The sequence below is a fragment of the Exiguobacterium indicum HHS 31 genome (assembly GCF_001939065.1).
Taxonomy (GTDB): domain Bacteria; phylum Bacillota; class Bacilli; order Exiguobacteriales; family Exiguobacteriaceae; genus Exiguobacterium_A; species Exiguobacterium_A indicum.
This window is the reverse complement of record NZ_MPSZ01000005.1, coordinates 179,381-194,637: the sequence shown is the minus strand read 5'-3', so window position 1 is coordinate 194,637 and position 15,257 is coordinate 179,381. Positions and strand designations below refer to the sequence as shown.

Below are 15,257 nucleotides of genomic sequence, written 5' to 3'. Positions count from 1 at the left end.
AAACGGTGGTTCTGGAGCATACGCTCAAGGGCCGCCGCTTTTTTGTGTCTTTTTGTAGAAAGACATGTATCCATTTTAATGAAGGGACTGAGCAGGGATATGGCGAAAAAAACGAAACTACGCGTAGCCGTCGAAGAGAACGAGACGATTGGTGCCTGTTTGGATCGTATCGATGCCATGGGATACCGCCCGACGGTCCGACGAGAAGAACCAATCTTTGGATTAGACGCGAATGGCGAACCGTATCCAATTCGTCAGCAAATCGTCTTCGATTGCAAAGTGAAAGAGAGCGAATAACTACCTCAAGCATCGTCCGATTCATTCGGACGATGCTTTTTTTATACTTTATTTCATTTGATGCTTCCCAAGAAATAAACTCCGAATGGACACTAAATGAAATCAGGAAAACACCTTTTAAAACCGAACGATAAATTTTCAGACAATTAAATTGTTCGCCTTTGGTTGACGCCTTGGGATGGACTTGTTAAGATGAAGTCGTGACAGGATGATTGAATATAAACACCTCGTATAATAGCAGGGATATGGCTTGCAAGTTTCTACCCAACGACCCTAAATCGTTGGACTATGGGGTATATGGATGTTCGTCGATATTTCTTTGGCGTACCTTTTTATACCCTAAGCCACCCTTTTAGCCGTGGTTTGGGCTTTTTTTATGCACAAAGGAGGAAACAGCGATGGGAAATGTAGAAGTCGGCGTCATCATGGGAAGTCAATCGGATTGGGAAACGATGAAACATACATGTGATGTGTTGGAGCAACTTGAGATTCCATACGAAAAGAAAGTCGTTTCCGCACACCGGACACCGGATCTAATGTTTCGTTATGCTGAATCAGCACGTGAACGAGGACTGAAGGTCATCATTGCCGGTGCAGGCGGTGCTGCTCATCTACCGGGCATGGTCGCTGCTAAAACGACATTACCCGTCATCGGTGTTCCTGTGAAGAGTAGAGCGCTCCAAGGAATTGATTCCTTGCTCTCGATCGTTCAAATGCCAGGTGGCGTACCGGTCGCAACGGTTGCCATCGGAGAAGCAGGCGCAAAAAACGGCGGATTGCTAGCTGCTCAAATTCTCTCGATTCAAGATGAACGACTTGCCCGCAAGCTCGATCATATGCGAGTCGAACTAGAAGGAGACGTCATTGCATCTGGAGGAAACTTGCTATGAAACGAATCGGGATACTAGGTGGCGGTCAACTTGGTCGGATGATGGCACTGTCCGCCCGTGAGATGGGCTTTGAGATTCTGACACTCGATCCAACGGATAACGCACCATGTGCGCAAGTGGTGGATCAACATATTAAAGCTCCCTTTACGGATGTCGAGGCAGCGAAACAGCTCGCAGCTGAATCAGATGTCGTCACCTACGAATTCGAGAACATCTCGACGGAAGTCGCTGAAGCGATCGGGACGAAACTGATTCACGGAACGGATCTCCTCTTTCAAACGCAGCATCGGGTTCGGGAAAAAGAGATGATTGAACGCATTGGGCACTCTGTAGCTCCGTACCATCCGGTGACGCATCCTTCTGACTTAGAGGAAGCAAAACAGCGACTCGGATTACCATTCGTCTTGAAGACAGCACGATTCGGCTATGACGGAAAAGGACAGACCGTCATCCGGACGGAAGAACAGTTCCAAGCGGCAATCGAACGATTCGAACCGACTGAGTATGTCGCAGAACAATGGTTACCGTTTGATCAGGAAATTTCCGTCATCGTCACTCGAAGCGCAACAGAAACACGTGTCTTCCCAGTCAGTGAGAACATTCACCAAGAGAACATTTTGCATCTATCGATCGTACCGGCACGCATTTCTGAATCGCTCGAACAAGAAGCAATTGCGCTCGCTGAATCGATCGCGGATGCCGTCGGGCTGATCGGTACACTGACCATCGAGTTGTTTGTCGTTGGTTCTCGACTAATCGTCAATGAACTAGCACCCCGACCACACAATTCGGGTCACTATTCGATTGATGCTTGCGAAACATCCCAATTCGAGCAACATATCCGTGCCATCAGTGGTCTCCCACTCGGTGATACCCGTCTGACGACACCGGTCGTCATGGCGAACATCCTGGGTCAGCATGTCACAGCATTATACGAGGAACTACCGAGACTAAACGCTCGGACGAAAGTTCACTTATATGGAAAAGCAGAAGCCAAGACAGGTCGCAAGATGGGACATTTGAACATTCTTGCGGATACCGTCGACGATGCTTTGGCAGAAGTCGAACGCCTGTCGATATGGAAGGAGACAGTTCAATGATCGAACGGTATACACGTCCTGAGATGAAAGCGATCTGGACCGAACAAAACAAATTCGAGGCTTGGTTAAAAGTCGAGATCCTTGCGTGTGAAGCATGGAGTGAACTAGGTGTCATCCCGAAAGAGGACGTCCAGTTGCTTTGGGACAATGCCTCATTTGATGTCAACCGCATCCTAGAGATCGAACAAGAGACACGTCATGATGTCATCGCCTTTACGCGCGCTGTCTCTGAAACACTCGGAGAAGAACGCAAGTGGGTCCATTACGGACTCACGTCAACGGACGTCGTCGATACAGCACTCTCGTATCTGTTGAAGCAAGCAAACGACATTCTTGCTGCAGATCTCGATCGGTTCATCGACATCTTAAAAGTCAAAGCGAACGAACATAAATATACGGTCATGATGGGACGCACACATGGCGTACATGCAGAACCGACGACGTTCGGTCTGAAACTAGCGCTTTGGTATGAAGAGATGAAACGAAACAAAGTCCGTTTCGAAGCAGCACGTGAGACGGTCGAATATGGCAAGATGTCAGGTGCCGTCGGAACATTCGCGAACATCGATCCGTTCATTGAAAAGTATGTCTGCGAAAAGTTAGGGACAAAGCCTGCTCCGGTCTCCACGCAAACGTTACAACGTGATCGTCATGCACACTACATGTCGACACTGGCTTTGATCGCGACATCGATCGAAAAGATGGCAACGGAAATCCGAGGTCTGCAAAAAACGGAAACACGTGAAGTCGAAGAATTCTTCGCTAAAGGTCAAAAAGGATCATCGGCGATGCCGCACAAGCGAAATCCAATCGGTTCAGAGAACATGACAGGTCTTGCTCGAGTCATCCGTGGACACATGGTGACGGCATACGAGAACGTCTCACTCTGGCACGAACGTGACATCTCGCATTCTTCGGCAGAACGCATCATTCTTCCGGATGCGACAGGACTACTCAACTATATGTTGAACCGTTTCGGAAACATCGTGAAGAACTTGACGGTCTTCCCGGACAACATGAAGCGGAACATGGACCGGACGTTTGGTGTCATCTTCTCTGGACATGTCTTACTCGCTTTAATCGAAAAAGGCTGGTCGCGTGAAGCAGCGTATGATTTCGTTCAACCGCGTGCGATGCAGGCGTGGGAAGAACAAATCATGTTCCGTGACTTATTGTGGCAAGAACAGGACATTCAACAGCTTTTCACAGAAGAAGAGCTCGATGCGTGTTTCGATCCGACGTATCATACGAGTCGTGTCGATGAAATCTTTGAACGGTGTGGCTTGAACTAATCAACCTGAGACGGGGCACTTGCCCCGTCTACATCTTAGGATCATGGGGGACGAAAGCGATGCAACCACTTTATGAAGGAAAAGCAAAACGATTGTACACGACGCAGGAGCAGGATGTGCTCCGGATCGTCTATAAAGACGAGGCCACGGCATTCAACGGTGAGAAAAAAGAAGTCTTTGCTGGAAAAGGCGAATTGAACAACCGGTTGACGAGTCATTTCTTTGAAATCCTCGAACAAGCGGGCATTCCGACACATTTCATTGAACGTGTCTCGGAGCGCGAACAGCTCGTACGTCGTGTCACCATCATTCCACTCGAAGTCGTCGTCAGAAACGTCGTCGCGGGAAGCTTGAGTAAACGGCTCGGTATCGAAGAAGGTACGGTACTCGAAACACCAATCGTTGAGTTCTACTATAAAGATGATACGTTAGGCGATCCACTCGTCACCTCATCACACATCAATTTACTGAAGATTGCGACTTCTGAAGAGTTGAAACAGTTGTCGGACAAGGCACTTCGCGTGAATGAAGTCTTGCAACCTTACTTCCGTCAAAACGGAATCACGTTGATTGATTTTAAACTGGAATACGGAAAGATGGCAGACGGAACGATTCTACTAGCTGATGAGATTTCACCAGATACATGCCGTTTGTGGGATCAAGCAACTGGAGAACATCTCGATAAAGATGTCTTCCGCCGCAACATCGGTTCACTGACAGAGACCTACCAAACACTATTCAATCGCCTAGGAGGAAACACACAATGAAAAAAGTCATCGTATCGATCGCATTACGGGAAAGCATTTTAGATCCACAAGGAGTTGCTGTAAAAGGCGGATTGCAACAGCTTGGTTTTACGGGTGTCGAGAGTGTCCGAATCGGAAAACAGATTGAACTGCTCGTTGAAACGGAAACGACAGAAGCGATGATTCATGAGATGTGTCAAAAACTACTCGTCAACACGGTGATGGAAGATTACCAGATTACGATCGAAGAGGTGACGCCAGCATGAAGTTCGCGGTCATCGTCTTTCCGGGATCGAACTGTGATTTAGATATGTACCATGCGGTCAAGGATGCTCTCGGAGAAGAAGCTGAATACGTCTTCCATACCGAAACATCACTTGAAGGCTACGACGGCGTCCTGTTACCGGGCGGATTCTCCTACGGAGATTACCTTCGTTGCGGCGCGATCGCGCGCTTCTCACCGATCATGGAAGAAGTCAAACGTTTTGCGGCAGAAGGGAAAACGGTCCTCGGGGTATGTAACGGATTCCAGATCCTTGTCGAAGCGGGACTCTTACCAGGTGTCTTGCACCGAAACAACGGCTTGAAGTTCATGTGCCGGACGGTTGAACTAAAGGTTGAGAATACAAAGACACGTTTTACATCGGATTACCTGCCAGGCGAGACGATCTCGATTCCGATCGCGCATGGTGAAGGAAACTACCACTGCGACGATGCGACTTACGCGATGCTGCAAACGAACGGACAAATCGCCTTCACATATGTCGACAATCCGAACGGCTCGCGCGGCGATATCGCCGGAATCACGAACAAAGCCGGCAACGTTCTTGGGATGATGCCACACCCGGAACGAGCGGTCGAACTCTTGACCGGCGGAACAGATGGACTAAAACTCTTTACTTCACTCGTCAAACAGGGGGCACACCATGCTAAAACAACAGTCTGAACCAACACCAGAATTGATTCAAGAGCAACGCGTCTATGCCACGATGGGCTTGAGTGATACAGAATACCAGATGGTCGTCGATTTACTCGGACGCCAACCGAACTATACGGAAACAGGATTGTTCTCAGTCATGTGGTCCGAGCATTGTTCATACAAGACATCTAAACCTGTCCTCCGTCAATTCCCGACGACTGGACCACGTGTCTTACAAGGACCAGGGGAAGGTGCAGGTGTCGTTGATATCGGCGATGAGCAGGCAGTCGTCTTTAAGATCGAAAGCCACAACCATCCATCCGCTGTTGAACCGTATCAAGGGGCTGCGACAGGCGTCGGCGGAATCATTCGTGACATCTTCTCGATGGGCGCACGACCGGTCGCACTCATGAACTCGCTCCGTTTCGGTCATCTCGGTACACCACGTGTCAATCAACTGTTCGAACAAGTCGTCGCCGGAATCGCCGGTTACGGCAACTGTGTCGGTATTCCAACGATCGGTGGCGAAATCGGATTTGATCGCTCGTATGAAGGCAATCCACTCGTCAACGCGATGTGTATCGGTTTAATCAACCATGCCGATATTCAAAAAGGTCAGGCAAAAGGTGTCGGCAACTCGGTCATGTACGTCGGTGCAGCTACTGGACGCGACGGGATCCATGGTGCGACGTTTGCCTCGGAGGATCTCGGAGAGGATACGGAAGCAAAACGTCCGGCTGTTCAAGTCGGCGATCCATTCATGGAGAAGCTATTGATTGAAGCGTGTCTTGAAATCGTCGGGCATCCGGCACTCGTCGGGATGCAGGACATGGGTGCTGCCGGACTGACATCGTCTTCAGCAGAGATGGCTTCAAAAGCCGGTATGGGCATCGAGATGCACCTCGATGACGTCCCGCAACGAGAGACAGGGATGACTGCCTACGAAATGATGCTCTCGGAATCACAAGAGCGGATGTTACTCGTCGTCAAGCGTGGTCGCGAAGCAGAGATCGAAGCAATCGTCAGCAAATGGGGACTCCATGCCGTTCACGTCGGAGAAGTCATTGAAGAGAAAGTCTTACGGTTGATTCATCATGGAGATATCGTCGCAGAAGTTCCGGTTGATGCGTTAGCAGAAGAAGCACCAGTCTACGAAAAACCATCCCGCGTTCCTGCGTATTATGAAGCATTCCAAGCGATGGAAGAGACGCTTCCAGTCGTCGAAGATGTCGTTGAGACATGGCGGGCGTTACTCCGTCAGCCGACGATCGCTTCAAAACGCTGGGTCTACGATCAGTACGATCATATGGTCCAGACATCGACCGTCGTCGCACCAGGATCAGACGCAGCCGTCATTCGTGTCCGCGGCACGAACAAAGCGCTCGCGATGACGACCGACTGTAACAGCCGTTTCGTCTACTTGGATCCATACGTCGGTGGACAGATTGCGGTAGCAGAAGCAGCACGTAATATCGTCGCGAGTGGGGCGACACCACTCGCCATCACGGATTGTCTGAACTTCGGAAATCCGGATAAACCAGAAGGCTTCTGGCAGTTGCAACAAGCAACAGCCGGTATGGCAGAAGCATGTCGTGTCCTTGAGACACCTGTCATCGGTGGAAACGTCTCACTCTACAACGAGTCAGCCGGTCAAGCGGTTCACCCGACACCGGTCGTCGGAATGGTTGGATTACACGAGCAAACCGAATGGATCACGACACAACACGTCAAACAAGCTGGTGACCAGATTTATCTATTAGGAGAAACAACAGCCGAGTTTGGCGGCAGTGAACTTCAATATATGCAATTCGGTAAATCATTCGGTCGCGCACCACAGATCGATTTAGCCGTCGAACACGCACGCTTACAATTGTTACAGCAGGCAGTACAAGCAGGTGAAGTCAATGCGATGCATGATGTGTCAGAAGGTGGTCTTGCCATCGCTCTCGCTGAGATGACGTTTGGAACGGATCTCGGGTTGACGGTTCAGTTCGACGGACCGACCTTACACCTGTTCAGCGAATCGCAATCACGCTTCATCGTTACGGTGCCACAAGCGCACGTCACAGCATTCGAACAACGGACTGGTGCTCAAGCGATCGGTGTCGTTACGAACGATGAGCTTCTCGTCATCGAGACGGCAGAGACACGGATCGAAGCAGACCGTTCGACCTTACAGGGAGACTGGGAAGGAGCAATCGCGTGTTATATGACATCAAAGGACTAAATGAGGAGTGTGGCGTCTTCGGGATCTTCGGACAACCGAATGCGGCGCAACTTGCTTATTACGGCTTGCATAGCTTGCAACACCGGGGACAGGAAGGGGCAGGCATCGTCACGAGTGACGGTGACGACCTCTTCCCACATCGCGGGCAAGGACTCGTGACGGAAGTCTTTTCGGAAGAGACACTGACGAATCTGAAAGGACATCATGCGATCGGACATGTCCGGTATTCGACAGCAGGAGGAAACACGCTTGAGAACACTCAACCGCTGCATTTCAAATCGCGGACGGGAGATCTTGCTCTCGCACATAACGGAAACCTCGTCAACGCGGATTCACTGAAGCACCTGTTAGAAGCAGAGGGTGCCATCTTTCAGACGACGAGTGATACGGAAGTCGTCGCCCATCTCGTCAAACGCAGTAAGCTCGACACACTCGAAGACCGGATTGCCGACAGTCTCGCGCGTCTCGTTGGGGCGTTCGCCTTCCTTTTCTTAACGGAAGACACGTTATTCGTAGCAGTTGATCCACACGGACTGCGTCCACTGTCACTTGGGAAGACACCAGACGGCGGCATCGTATTCGCGTCAGAGACATGTGCCTTTGATATCGTCGGCGCGGAGTTCATTCGTGATATCGAGCCAGGGGAGCTCGTAACGATCACAGAACACGGCATGTCGTCTCGTCAATACATGGAACCACGTGAACGGGCGATGTGTTCGATGGAATACATCTACTTCTCACGTCCGGATTCAATCATTGATGGCGTCAACGTCCATACGGCTCGCAAAGCACTCGGGAAAAAGATGTATGAAGAAGCACCGGTCGAAGCAGACGTCGTTACCGGAGTGCCGGATTCAAGTATTTCGGCAGCGATCGGTTACGCGGAAGCGAGTGGTATTCCATATGAAATGGGATTGATCAAGAACCGGTATGTCGGACGGACGTTCATCCAGCCGTCACAAGAGTTACGGGAACGTGGGGTCAAAATGAAGTTGTCTGCGTTACGCGGCGTCGTGCAAGGAAAGCGTGTCATCATGGTCGATGATTCAATCGTCCGGGGAACGACGAGTCGACGCATCGTCGGTTTGTTACGTGAAGCGGGTGCGACGGAAGTGCACGTCCGCATCACGGCACCACCGATTACGAATCCATGTTATTACGGGATTGATACTTCATCGAAGGAAGAACTGATCTCTGCTCGGTTGATGCCGGAAGAAATCCGTCAGGAAATCGGTGCGGATTCCCTTGAATTCTTAACTGTACCGGGCATGGTCGATGCGATCGATCGCCCGTTCGATGGACCGTTAAAAGGACAATGTACCGCTTGCTTCACAGGAGAGTATCCGACACCGCTCGGTTCGCTCGAGTTAGAAGCTAAACTTTGATAGATGGAGGAAGAACATGAGCAAACATTACGAAGCAGCAGGTGTGAGTCTGACAGCAGGATATGAGTCAGTCACCCGAATGAAAAAACACGTCGCCCGTTCGATGCGCAAAGAAGTATTGACGGGACTCGGTAGCTTTGGTGCGATGTTCGACCTCAGCCAATTGCAGTTGAAAGAACCGGTCCTTGTCAGTGGGACAGACGGTGTCGGTACGAAGCTCAAGCTCGCTTTCGCACTGGAACAACACGATACGATTGGGATCGACTGTGTCGCGATGTGTGTGAACGATATCATCGTCCAAGGCGCGGAACCACTTTATTTCCTTGACTACATCGCGCTCGGTCAGGCAATTCCGGCGAAGATCGAACGGATCGTCGCAGGTGTCGCAGAAGGTTGCGTCCAGGCGGGATGTACGTTAATCGGCGGCGAGACAGCGGAAATGCCAGGGATGTATGCGGACGGCGAATATGATATCGCCGGGTTCGCCGTCGGTGCCGTCGAGAAACAAAAATTGATCATAGGTGATAAGGTCGCATCAGGAGATGTCATTCTCGGTCTCGCTTCGTCTGGCGTCCATTCAAATGGGTTCTCACTCGTCCGTAAAATCGTCGCCGACAGTGGTCTCCGCTACGAAGATGAAGTCATGATGCTCGGTCATACGCTCGGAAATGCGCTCCTCATGCCAACACGTATCTATGTCGAAGCGGTCAAAGCAGCCCTTGAGACGGAAAAGATCCAAGCGATGGTTCATATTACGGGTGGGGGATTCTACGAGAACGTACCACGCGTCTTGCCAGAAGGTCTCGGTGCATCGTTCGACCCGAAAAAGTGGCCGACGTTACCAGTCTTCGACTGGCTCGAGCAAGCGGGTGACCTTCCACGACATGATATGTATAATGTCTTCAACATGGGGATCGGTTTCATGTTGATCGTCAAACCGGAAGATGTCGCGGAAGTGACAGCACGCCTCGCTCGTGAAAATGAGACAGCGTACGTGATTGGTCAGGTGACCGATCAAGAAGGTGTCCGGATTCAAGGAGTCGACGCATGAAGATCGCCTGTTTTGCATCAGGAAGCGGTAGTAATGTCGAAGCACTTTTTGAAGCAATCGAGGCAGGAACGTTACATGCCTCGATCGAACTGATCGTCTGCGATCAACCGGACGCAGCAGTCATCGAACGGGCGAAACGACGCGGATGTGACGTCTTCGTCTTTCGGGCGAAGGACTATCCGGATAAACCGAGTTTTGAGCGGGAGATCATTGCCCGTCTTGAAGCGAAAGGCGTCGAACGGATCATTCTCGCCGGCTACATGCGATTGATCGGGGAAGAGTTGCTCGGACGATACGCAGGGCGGATCGTCAACATCCACCCGTCGCTACTTCCGGCCTTCCCGGGAAAAGATGCGATCGGACAAGCATTTCGTGGCGGAGTTAAAATCACAGGTGTTACAATTCATATAGTCGATGAAGGCATGGACACAGGACCGATCATGGCCCAAGAAGCCGTCCGGATTACAGAAGAGATGACGCGTGAAACATTGCAACAAGCGATTCAGCGTGTCGAACATAGACTGTATCCGCAAGTCATCGAAGAGTGGATGAAAGAGGAGGCAAACGTATGAGAGCGTTAATTAGTGTGTCGGATAAAACAGGAATCGTCGAATTAGGACGAGCGTTTCATGAAGCAGGGATCGAGCTCGTCTCGACAGGCGGAACACATCAAGCATTAGAGGAAGCTGGGCTTCCGGTCATTGGTATCAGTGAAGTCACACAATTCCCAGAAATGCTCGATGGACGTGTCAAGACGCTCCATCCAATGGTTCATGGTGGATTACTCGGTCGTCGTGATCTTGAATCCCATCGTGAGCAGATGGCTGCGCAACAGATCCAACCGATTGATTTCGTCGTCGTCAATCTGTATCCGTTCAAACAGACGGTCTTACAAGAAGACGTCGCCTATGCCGATGCGATCGAGAACATCGATATCGGTGGACCGAGCATGTTGCGCTCAGCAGCGAAAAACCACGCAGCTGTCACGGTCGTCGTCGACCCAGCTGATTACGAAACGGTCGTTGCTGAGATTCGTGAAGGCGGTACGACGTTTGAGACACGCCAACGTCTTGCGGCGAAAGCATTCCGGCATACAGCGGCGTACGATGCGTTGATCGCGGATTATTTCTTGACGCAAACAGGTGAGAAGTTCCCCGATCAGTTGACGATCACGCTTGAAAAAGTCCAGGATCTTCGTTACGGAGAAAATCCACACCAAGAAGCAGCCTTCTATAAAACACCGATTTACCGTGGAGCATCTCTCGCTTCAGCGAAACAGTTGCACGGTAAAGAGTTGTCGTATAACAACATCCAAGATGCGAACGCTGCACTTGAAATTCTCGACGAGTTCCGCGAAGCAGCAGCTGTCGTCGTCAAACACATGAACCCATGTGGTGTTGCTGTCGGTCCGACAATCGGAGAGGCATTCCGCCGCGCTCATGCAGCCGATCCAGTGTCGATCTTCGGTGGCATCGTCGCCTTGAACCGTGAAGTCGATTTAGAGACAGCAGAACAATTAAGCGGCATCTTCCTTGAGATCATCATCGCTCCATCCTTCACGGAAGAAGCATTCGCCTTGTTGTCAGCGAAAAAGAACATCCGTCTGCTTGAACTCGACGTCAAGCGTGTCCAAGCGATCCGTTATACGGCAGTCGCTGGCGGCATGCTCGTCCAAGACAGTGACGATGAGACGCTTGATGATGCAGCAGCACGTGTCGTGACAGACCGCAAACCGACAGCGGCGGAATGGGAGGACTTGAAACTCGCATGGCGCGCCGTCAAACACGTCAAGTCGAATGCCATCGTTCTCGCGAAGGACGAAGTGACGGTCGGTGTTGGTGCAGGACAGATGAACCGTGTTGGTTCAGCGAACATCGCGATTACGCAAGCCGGAGAAAAAGCAGTTGGCGCGTCCCTTGCTTCCGATGCCTTCTTCCCAATGGGCGATACGGTCGAAGCGGCAGCAGCAGCTGGCATTACGGCAATTATCCAACCAGGCGGCTCGATTCGCGACCAAGAGTCAATCGATGCGTGTAACAAACATGGCATTACGATGGTCTTTACGAACGTTCGACATTTCAAACACTAAGCGGAGGCGATTTGAATGAAGGTATTGGTGATTGGTAAAGGAGGGCGTGAACACGCGCTCGTCTGGAAGCTGGCACAGGATGAACGGATCGAGACCGTGTATGCTGCGCCTGGGAATGCCGGGATGACACAAGCCACATGTGTTCCGATCGCCGAAGATGCTATCGATGAACTCGTGACGTTCGCACAAGACGAACAGATCGATTGGACGATCGTCGGACCAGAAGGACCACTTGTTCTCGGAGTCGTTAACGCCTTTCAGGCAGCAGGACTGCAGATCTTCGGACCAACACGGGAAGCGGCAGCGATCGAAGGAAGTAAGCAGTTCGCGAAAGAATTGATGGAGCGTGCCGGTATTCCGACCGCTGCTCACGCCGTCTTTACTTCAGCAGCAGAAGCAGAGGCGTATGTTCGCAAAGCGGGTGCACCGATCGTCATCAAAGCCGATGGACTTGCTGCCGGAAAAGGAGTCACGGTTGCAGAAACCGTGGACCAGGCGCTTGTTGCAATCCACGATACGTTTGCCGGGGAATACGGTCAACAAAGCCGCGTCGTCATCGAAGAATGCCTGATCGGGGAAGAATGTTCATTGATGGCATTCGTGCACGAAGAGACGGTCATCCCGATGGTATTGTCGCAAGATCATAAACGGGCGTTTGACGGTGACTTAGGTCCGAACACAGGAGGCATGGGCGCGTATTCTCCGCTTCCTCAGTGGGACGAAGCAGCGTTGACGACAGAAGCTGTTGATCGCATCATTCAGCCGCTCGTCGATCAGATGGCAAGCGAAGGAATTCCGTTCACGGGCTTCCTCTATGCCGGTCTGATGCTGACGAAACAAGGACCATTCGTCATCGAGTTCAATGCCCGGTTCGGTGATCCGGAGACAGAAGTCATTCTTCCGCGCTTAGAAACGCCGTTGCTTGATGTCATCATGCCGCTGATGGACGGACAGATACCAGAAGTCGTTTGGACAAATCAAGCAGCTGTCGGTGTCGTCGTCGCAGCAGAAGGATATCCGGAAGCGCCAAAAACGGGACAAGCGATTCCACTTGATCAGATCGGGGACGGTCTTCTCGTCTTTCATGCCGGCACTGCAGAACGAGACGATCAACTTGTCTCAGCTGGTGGACGTGTCCTCGTGTGTGTCAGCCGTGCCGAGACGATCGAGCAGGCTGTCGAACAGGTCTATGCAAACTTACCAGACGTGACGGATCAGCCATTCTTTTACCGAACTGATATCGCTCAAAAAGCCTTTCGTGCCTCGCATGAATCATGATATCTGAACCAGACGTGCTCGAAGGAGCCTCGTCTGGTTTTTTGTTTCTTGGCGAAGTGCACGAAAAGATTTGTCTTCCATGGCGAATTTGTGTTATTTTGACCAAATGAATCCGGAACGGGGCAAAACTTCTTGAAACTTACTTAGCAACATTTTAGTATAAGAACTATAAGAAAGCGTTTTCAATAAAACAAAGGAGGTCGAGCTTTCGTGAAAAAAAATTGTGGAAGATCCCCTTGGACGAAATCTGAAGTACGAACACACCAAGCGGTCATCAGCGGAAAGCTTGCACCGACACTTGTCATACAGAATGCCACTTACCTGAATCATGGTGTCAAAGCATGGCGGACGGCGAACATCTGGATTAGTGGCGACCGGATCGTCTATGTCGGTCCAGAGATGCCGGAACAAGCCGATGCGTACCATGATGCGACAGGTCAATATATCGTACCCGGTTACATTGAACCCCATGCCCATCCGTTCCAACTTTACAATCCAGCGAGTCTTGCAAAATTCGCAGCAGAGCGGGGAACATCGACGCTCGTCAACGACAACATGTTGTTATTATTAGAGCCGACGGAGCAAGCGTTTGCTCAAGTCGAGGCGCTAGCAGACTTACCGACCTCAATGTACTGGTGGGCACGACTCGACGCACAAACCGAGCTTGATGCCGACAGTATCTCAATCGATAATCGCCGGATTCAAGCGTGGCTCAAGCATCCACAAGTCATCCAAGCAGGTGAGTTGACAGGATGGCCACGTCTCTCGCAAGGAGATGATGAACTGCTTCACTGGATGCAGGATGCGATCAAACTCGGAAAACCGATCGAAGGTCATTTTCCTGGTGCTTCAGCGAAGACGCTGACGAAGATGGCGCTGTATGGCGTGACGAGTGATCATGAAGCGATGACTGTTGAAGAAGCGATGACACGTCTTGAACTTGGCTACACGACGACGATTCGTTATTCATCGATTCGTCCAGATTTACCGGATATTTTTAAAGGTCTCGTCGAAGCAGGGTTGACGCAGTTCGATAAGGTGCTCGTGACGACAGATGGTTCAACGCCGTCCTTTTATAAGGCAGGCATGATGGACGAGACGATTCGATTGATGCTTGAGGCAGGCATCCCGGTCGAAGAAGCGTACCGGATCGCGTCGTACAATGCAGCGCGTCATTTTAATCTCGATCATCTACTCGGGAGTATCGCACCAGGACGAATCGCGCATCTCAATTTCCTTGAGGCAAAAGATGCACCGACACCTGTCGCCGTACTTGCGCGCGGCACATGGGTCCGTCAAGCCGACATCCCCTGTTACCCGGCAGAAGCGCTTGATGCTGTCTATGCGCTCATGCCACGCTCGGAAGTCCAGGTTTCCTTAACGGAACAGGATTTTTCGTTTAGCATGCCGGTTGGTCTTGAGATGGTCAATTCCGTCATCATGAAGCTCTATCAAGTCGAACACGATACAAGTGTGCCTGTGCTACCGACAGGATGTGATGAATCCTTCCTGATGTTACTCGACCGGGAAGGGAAGTGGCGACTGAATACCGTTCTGAAAAACTTTGCGACACAAGTCGGTGGTCTCGTCAGTTCGTACTCGATTAGCGGTGATATCTTGATGATCGGTAAATCGAAACGAGACATGCAAGTCGCGTTTGATCGAATGAAAGCGTTCGGCGGCGGAATCGTTCTCGTCGAGGACGGAGAAGTCATCGCTGAAGTTCCGTTGACCTTGATGGGGCAGACGTCCGACTTGCCACTCGAAGATTTGATTGTTCAGGAAACCGCTCTACGGGAAGCCTTGTTCGAACGCGGTTATGCGTTTGAAGATCCTGTCTATACGTTGCTATTCCTAGCATCAACTCACTTGCCATATGTGCGGATCACGCCGCAGGGAATATACGAAGTCCTTCGGAAAAAAGTCCTTTTCCCAGCGATTTTGCGATGATGCTTGAATTTTAAAACGTCGCGCTTTAAACTA

14 protein-coding genes and 1 riboswitch are annotated in these 15,257 nt (G+C 50.9%); all 14 genes read left to right on the top strand.

Translation table 11 applies throughout. From position 1 onward, the window contains the following. Positions 1 to 99 precede the first annotated feature (99 nt). The 14 genes from N179_RS12885 (at position 100) to N179_RS12820 (ending at position 15,224) form a co-directional block, all read left to right on the top strand. On the top strand, positions 100 to 297 hold the full coding sequence (locus N179_RS12885) for an NETI motif-containing protein (protein WP_029340738.1): 198 nt from the start codon (positions 100 to 102) through the stop codon (positions 295 to 297). Positions 298 to 504: 207 nt separating this feature from the next. Then, positions 505 to 606: riboswitch (purine riboswitch) on the top strand. Between the two features lie 89 nt (positions 607 to 695). Next, positions 696 to 1,187, top strand: coding sequence for a 5-(carboxyamino)imidazole ribonucleotide mutase (gene purE, locus N179_RS12880; protein WP_023467065.1), 492 nt, complete (start codon positions 696 to 698; stop codon positions 1,185 to 1,187). Further along, on the top strand, positions 1,184 to 2,287 hold the full coding sequence (gene purK, locus N179_RS12875; RefSeq protein WP_083639945.1) for a 5-(carboxyamino)imidazole ribonucleotide synthase: 1,104 nt from the start codon (positions 1,184 to 1,186) through the stop codon (positions 2,285 to 2,287). The genes purE and purK overlap by 4 nt, the downstream gene beginning before the upstream one ends. Then, complete coding sequence (gene purB, locus N179_RS12870) at positions 2,284 to 3,579, top strand: adenylosuccinate lyase (protein WP_035398969.1); 1,296 nt, start codon at positions 2,284 to 2,286, stop codon at positions 3,577 to 3,579. The genes purK and purB overlap by 4 nt, the downstream gene beginning before the upstream one ends. Positions 3,580 to 3,638: 59 nt before the next feature. Then, the gene (gene purC, locus N179_RS12865) at positions 3,639 to 4,346 is read left to right on the top strand and encodes a phosphoribosylaminoimidazolesuccinocarboxamide synthase (protein ID WP_023467068.1); all 708 of its coding nucleotides are present in this window, start codon (positions 3,639 to 3,641) and stop codon (positions 4,344 to 4,346) included. Next, on the top strand, positions 4,343 to 4,591 hold the full coding sequence (gene purS, locus N179_RS12860) for a phosphoribosylformylglycinamidine synthase subunit PurS (RefSeq protein WP_023467069.1): 249 nt from the start codon (positions 4,343 to 4,345) through the stop codon (positions 4,589 to 4,591). The genes purC and purS overlap by 4 nt, the downstream gene beginning before the upstream one ends. Then, the gene (purQ, locus tag N179_RS12855; protein WP_023467070.1) at positions 4,588 to 5,271 is read left to right on the top strand and encodes a phosphoribosylformylglycinamidine synthase subunit PurQ; all 684 of its coding nucleotides are present in this window, start codon (positions 4,588 to 4,590) and stop codon (positions 5,269 to 5,271) included. The genes purS and purQ overlap by 4 nt, the downstream gene beginning before the upstream one ends. Next, on the top strand, positions 5,252 to 7,471 hold the full coding sequence (purL, locus tag N179_RS12850; protein ID WP_075642984.1) for a phosphoribosylformylglycinamidine synthase subunit PurL: 2,220 nt from the start codon (positions 5,252 to 5,254) through the stop codon (positions 7,469 to 7,471). The genes purQ and purL overlap by 20 nt, the downstream gene beginning before the upstream one ends. Next, positions 7,447 to 8,856: an amidophosphoribosyltransferase gene (gene purF, locus N179_RS12845; protein WP_035398966.1), complete on the top strand. Its 1,410-nt coding sequence runs from the start codon at positions 7,447 to 7,449 to the stop codon at positions 8,854 to 8,856. The genes purL and purF overlap by 25 nt, the downstream gene beginning before the upstream one ends. A gap of 16 nt (positions 8,857 to 8,872) precedes the next feature. After that, positions 8,873 to 9,907, top strand: coding sequence for a phosphoribosylformylglycinamidine cyclo-ligase (gene purM / locus N179_RS12840; protein ID WP_075642983.1), 1,035 nt, complete (start codon positions 8,873 to 8,875; stop codon positions 9,905 to 9,907). Next, on the top strand, positions 9,904 to 10,479 hold the full coding sequence (gene purN / locus N179_RS12835) for a phosphoribosylglycinamide formyltransferase (protein WP_023467073.1): 576 nt from the start codon (positions 9,904 to 9,906) through the stop codon (positions 10,477 to 10,479). Before purM ends, purN begins: the two co-directional genes overlap by 4 nt. After that, positions 10,476 to 11,996: a bifunctional phosphoribosylaminoimidazolecarboxamide formyltransferase/IMP cyclohydrolase gene (gene purH / locus N179_RS12830; RefSeq protein ID WP_029340747.1), complete on the top strand. Its 1,521-nt coding sequence runs from the start codon at positions 10,476 to 10,478 to the stop codon at positions 11,994 to 11,996. Before purN ends, purH begins: the two co-directional genes overlap by 4 nt. A gap of 15 nt (positions 11,997 to 12,011) precedes the next feature. Next, the gene (gene purD, locus N179_RS12825; protein ID WP_075642982.1) at positions 12,012 to 13,274 is read left to right on the top strand and encodes a phosphoribosylamine--glycine ligase; all 1,263 of its coding nucleotides are present in this window, start codon (positions 12,012 to 12,014) and stop codon (positions 13,272 to 13,274) included. Between the two features lie 210 nt (positions 13,275 to 13,484). Next, positions 13,485 to 15,224 (top strand): adenine deaminase C-terminal domain-containing protein, encoded by a 1,740-nt coding sequence (locus N179_RS12820; protein WP_023467077.1) that lies wholly within the window; start codon positions 13,485 to 13,487, stop codon positions 15,222 to 15,224. Positions 15,225 to 15,257 lie beyond the last annotated feature (33 nt).

Excerpts from the sequence above, each read along its gene's own strand:
- N179_RS12885 (WP_029340738.1), top strand. The coding sequence starts at position 100 with ATGGCGAAAAAAACGAAACTACGCGTAGCCGTCGAAGAGAACGAGACG.
- purE (WP_023467065.1), top strand. The coding sequence starts at position 696 with ATGGGAAATGTAGAAGTCGGCGTCATCATGGGAAGTCAATCGGATTGG.
- purK (WP_083639945.1), top strand. The coding sequence starts at position 1,184 with ATGAAACGAATCGGGATACTAGGTGGCGGTCAACTTGGTCGGATGATG.
- purB (WP_035398969.1), top strand. The coding sequence starts at position 2,284 with ATGATCGAACGGTATACACGTCCTGAGATGAAAGCGATCTGGACCGAA.
- purC (WP_023467068.1), top strand. The coding sequence starts at position 3,639 with ATGCAACCACTTTATGAAGGAAAAGCAAAACGATTGTACACGACGCAG.
- purS (WP_023467069.1), top strand. The coding sequence starts at position 4,343 with ATGAAAAAAGTCATCGTATCGATCGCATTACGGGAAAGCATTTTAGAT.
- purQ (WP_023467070.1), top strand. The coding sequence starts at position 4,588 with ATGAAGTTCGCGGTCATCGTCTTTCCGGGATCGAACTGTGATTTAGAT.
- purL (WP_075642984.1), top strand. The coding sequence starts at position 5,252 with ATGCTAAAACAACAGTCTGAACCAACACCAGAATTGATTCAAGAGCAA.
- purM (WP_075642983.1), top strand. The coding sequence starts at position 8,873 with ATGAGCAAACATTACGAAGCAGCAGGTGTGAGTCTGACAGCAGGATAT.
- purN (WP_023467073.1), top strand. The coding sequence starts at position 9,904 with ATGAAGATCGCCTGTTTTGCATCAGGAAGCGGTAGTAATGTCGAAGCA.
- purH (WP_029340747.1), top strand. The coding sequence starts at position 10,476 with ATGAGAGCGTTAATTAGTGTGTCGGATAAAACAGGAATCGTCGAATTA.
- purD (WP_075642982.1), top strand. The coding sequence starts at position 12,012 with ATGAAGGTATTGGTGATTGGTAAAGGAGGGCGTGAACACGCGCTCGTC.